Annotated in this window: 3 protein-coding genes; all 3 read left to right on the top strand. The window is 53.1% G+C overall.

The features are described from left to right. The first annotated feature begins 381 nt into the window (after positions 1–381). Positions 382–1,476, top strand: a complete 1,095-nt coding sequence (locus K8W16_RS11160) for an HD domain-containing phosphohydrolase (protein ID WP_304123751.1) — start codon at positions 382–384, stop codon at positions 1,474–1,476. 3 nt (positions 1,477–1,479) lie between these two features. Continuing rightward, a complete protein-coding gene (locus tag K8W16_RS11155) occupies positions 1,480–1,839 on the top strand; it encodes an Hpt domain-containing protein (protein WP_304123748.1) in 360 nt (119 codons plus the stop codon). Positions 1,840–2,121: 282 nt separating this feature from the next. Beyond that, on the top strand, positions 2,122–3,096 hold a 975-nt coding region (locus K8W16_RS11150), incomplete at its 3' end, for a cache domain-containing protein (protein WP_304123746.1).

Below are 3,096 nucleotides of genomic sequence, written 5' to 3'. Positions count from 1 at the left end.
CGTTTTTTTCAAAATACACGGGGAATGAATTGTTTTCCCGCGGAGGGAAACGAAATTGCATATAGGGAATATGGTGTTCTGAGGAAAAAGAAGGCGTTGAAAAGCGGATATACCTTTATCATCCTCGTACGTTTCTTTTGGGGGAGGAAAGGAAAGTGAGTTGCTTTTTGTGTTGTGATGATTGCTTCCGGGGATTTTTCGGAGCCGGGAGAATACCGGGGATGGTGACGTGTGCTTCGCGGAAGAAGTGAATTTCCCTCTCATGGGGGCAGAGCTTCCCACATGACAAATCGTTTTGCAAGGCGTATACAACAGGAAGACAGGCTTGGCCGGAAGGTGCTTATGATTCCATGTCGTACGCCGGCCGCCGGAGGAGAGTGCATGTTCCATTTTCCCCAGCAGGAACAACAGACGGGCACGCTTTTAATCGTCGACGACAACGATATCAACCGCGAAGTCCTAGAACATATTTTTTCTTCCTTCTATCCGGCGGAACAGGCGGAGAACGGCAGGGAAGGGCTTGAAGCCATACTGGCCGCTCCAGAGAAATACTGTGCAGTGCTTCTTGATGTAGTGATGCCGGAAATGGACGGAATAGAGGTGCTTCGACGGATGAAGGCGGAAGAGCTCACCGGGAAGATACCCGTTTTTCTCATTACCGGGGAGGCGAGCGACGCCGTGACCAGGGAAGCCTATGAGCTGGGCGTCATGGACGTGATCAGCAAGCCCGTGGTACCCTATGTGGTGCAGCGGCGGGTGAACTCCGTGGTGGAGCTTTTCCGGGCGCGGAAAATTCTGGGTAATAAGGTGGAGGAGCAGCAGTCGGAGCTGCTTCTGCAGGCGCAGAAAATCATCCGTCTGAATGAGGGTATGATAGAATCCCTTTCCACGGCTATTGAATTCCGCAACGGGGAGTCGGGTGAGCACGTTCGCCGCATACACGATATCACGCGTTTTCTGCTTCTGCATACCGATCTGGGCGAAGGGCTGGGCACCGAAACCATAGAGCATATTGCCCTTGCCGCCATTATGCACGACGTGGGTAAAATCGCCATCCCCGACTCCATTTTGAGCAAACCCGGCAGGCTCACGCCGGAAGAATTTGAAGTCATCAAGACACATACCACACAGGGAGCGGAGCTTCTGAAAAAGATACCGCAGCTGCGCGAGCATGAGTCTTACAGGTACGCCTACGACATAGCCCGCCATCATCATGAGCGCTGGGACGGCCGTGGTTACCCCGACGGCTTGAAAGGGGACGAGATTTCCATCTGGGCGCAGATAGTCTCCCTGGCGGACGTGTATGACGCGCTGGTGAGCAAACGCTGCTATAAAGGGGCCTTCAGCCGCGCCGAAGCTCTGAAGATGATTCGTGAACATCAGTGCGGGGTGTTCAATCCGCTTCTGCTGGACCGCTTTTTCTCCGTGGAGAATGAACTGGCCCAGCTGTATATCCACAGCCCGAAGGAGGACTGAGGCATGGACGCACAAGTGAAGGCAACGCTTGCGGGCGGAGGAATAGATGTGGATGCCATGCTGGAACGCTGCATGGGGAGTGAAGCCATTATGGGAAAACTTCTGAGGAAGTTTCCGGCAGACGTGACCTATGCCAGGCTTGAGAAGGCTTTTGCTGCCGGAGATGGGCAGGCTGCGCTGGAGGCTTCGCATACCCTGAAGGGCGTATGCGGGAATCTTTCCATAACAGGCCTGTTCAACCTGCTGGACAGGCAGGTTCATGCCTTGCGCGAGGGTGATGCACAAAGGGCTGAAGCCATGATGTCCGATATCTCCCTTGCCTACACCGCTGCCGTACAGGCCATAGAAAAAAGCCTTGGCTGAGAAACGACAGGGCGTTTGTCTTCCAGCATGAGGACGGCCCTTGCGGTGCAGGTAGCTTTCACTGATTTCCAAAGCAAAGCGGAGTCCGTACACATGTGCGGGAAGCGGCTTGTTTCGAGCACGCGGTTGGCGTGCCTTCTATCCTGTGTGAGTTCCCGCCATCTGCGCTAAAGCAGCTGCACGGCGCGTTGCGCTGCGTGCAATCGAATCGTGTGCTTTGCGCATCGATAACCGCCGTCCCGGGGCAATGACGGCTATCTGCTTTCAACAAGAGGAAAAGACATGCGTTTCAGGTCTTTCCCGTTCGGGATATATTTCAATATAGTGCTTTTTCTCATGGTGGTCGTGCTCTCGAGCGGCGGCATGTATATTTTCCGCGATACATTGCTGCGCAATGCCAGGGGCACGGGTATGACCATGGCAGGCAACTATGCCGTTGAGGAGCAGAGCCGTCTTACCGTGTACAGCACGCTATTGGCATTTGGTGCGGCCTCCATCGACAGGCGTTTTCAGGAAGGCGGCGTTCACTACATGGCGGAGTGGATGGCCATGTTTTTCGACAGGCTTCAGACCGTGCTGGGGGATGATATGGTCACCCCTTACATCGTGTTTGACGACAAGACCATTGATATGGAAGGCCGGCTTACGGAGCTTCCCGAACATCTTGCGAGAGAACGCAGCTGGTACAAGCTGGCCATGGCCCATCCTGGGGAAACCGTATTTACCAATTTGTATGAGGATTTTGTCACAGGGAAGTCCGTAGTTACTGTGGCACGTAAGTGTGTCCAGACCAATGCAGTGATTTTTTTTGATATTTTCCCCCAGAACTTCCGCTTTAAATTTCTGCCCCAGACCAAGACGGGCCTGGATTCTCTTTTTCTCTGTGACGGCAACGGAGCAATACTCTACAGACATACGCGCTTCTCCGTAAGTGATGAGGCCATACAGGATTATGTGACGGGTCTTTTTCAGAAAATGCAGGCCGGTGATTTTGAAGACTACAGGGCCAGCGTCACCGACCTGGACGGTGAGAACTGTGCGATATATTACGCAAGGCTCTCCAACGGCTGGTATATCATCCTTACCATGCCTTATGCGGAAATTCTGCGGCAGGCGGATTTTCTTTTTATCTTTCTGGCCATTTCCACGCTTTTTTTCTTTCTTTTTCTTGCGGCTTATTCCAGGCGTTTTGTCCGGGCCAATGCTCTGATGGAACGTACTAATGAAACTGTACGCGTGCTCGGCAATTCCTACTAT

This window comes from Mailhella massiliensis, assembly GCF_020741395.1.
In the GTDB taxonomy this organism is placed as follows: Bacteria; Desulfobacterota; Desulfovibrionia; order Desulfovibrionales; family Desulfovibrionaceae; genus Mailhella; species Mailhella massiliensis_A.
Note: the sequence above shows the minus strand (reverse complement) of the source record. Positions and strands in the feature narration are given on the sequence as shown.

Excerpts from the sequence above, each read along its gene's own strand:
- K8W16_RS11160 (WP_304123751.1), top strand. The coding sequence starts at position 382 with ATGTTCCATTTTCCCCAGCAGGAACAACAGACGGGCACGCTTTTAATC.
- K8W16_RS11155 (WP_304123748.1), top strand. The coding sequence starts at position 1,480 with ATGGACGCACAAGTGAAGGCAACGCTTGCGGGCGGAGGAATAGATGTG.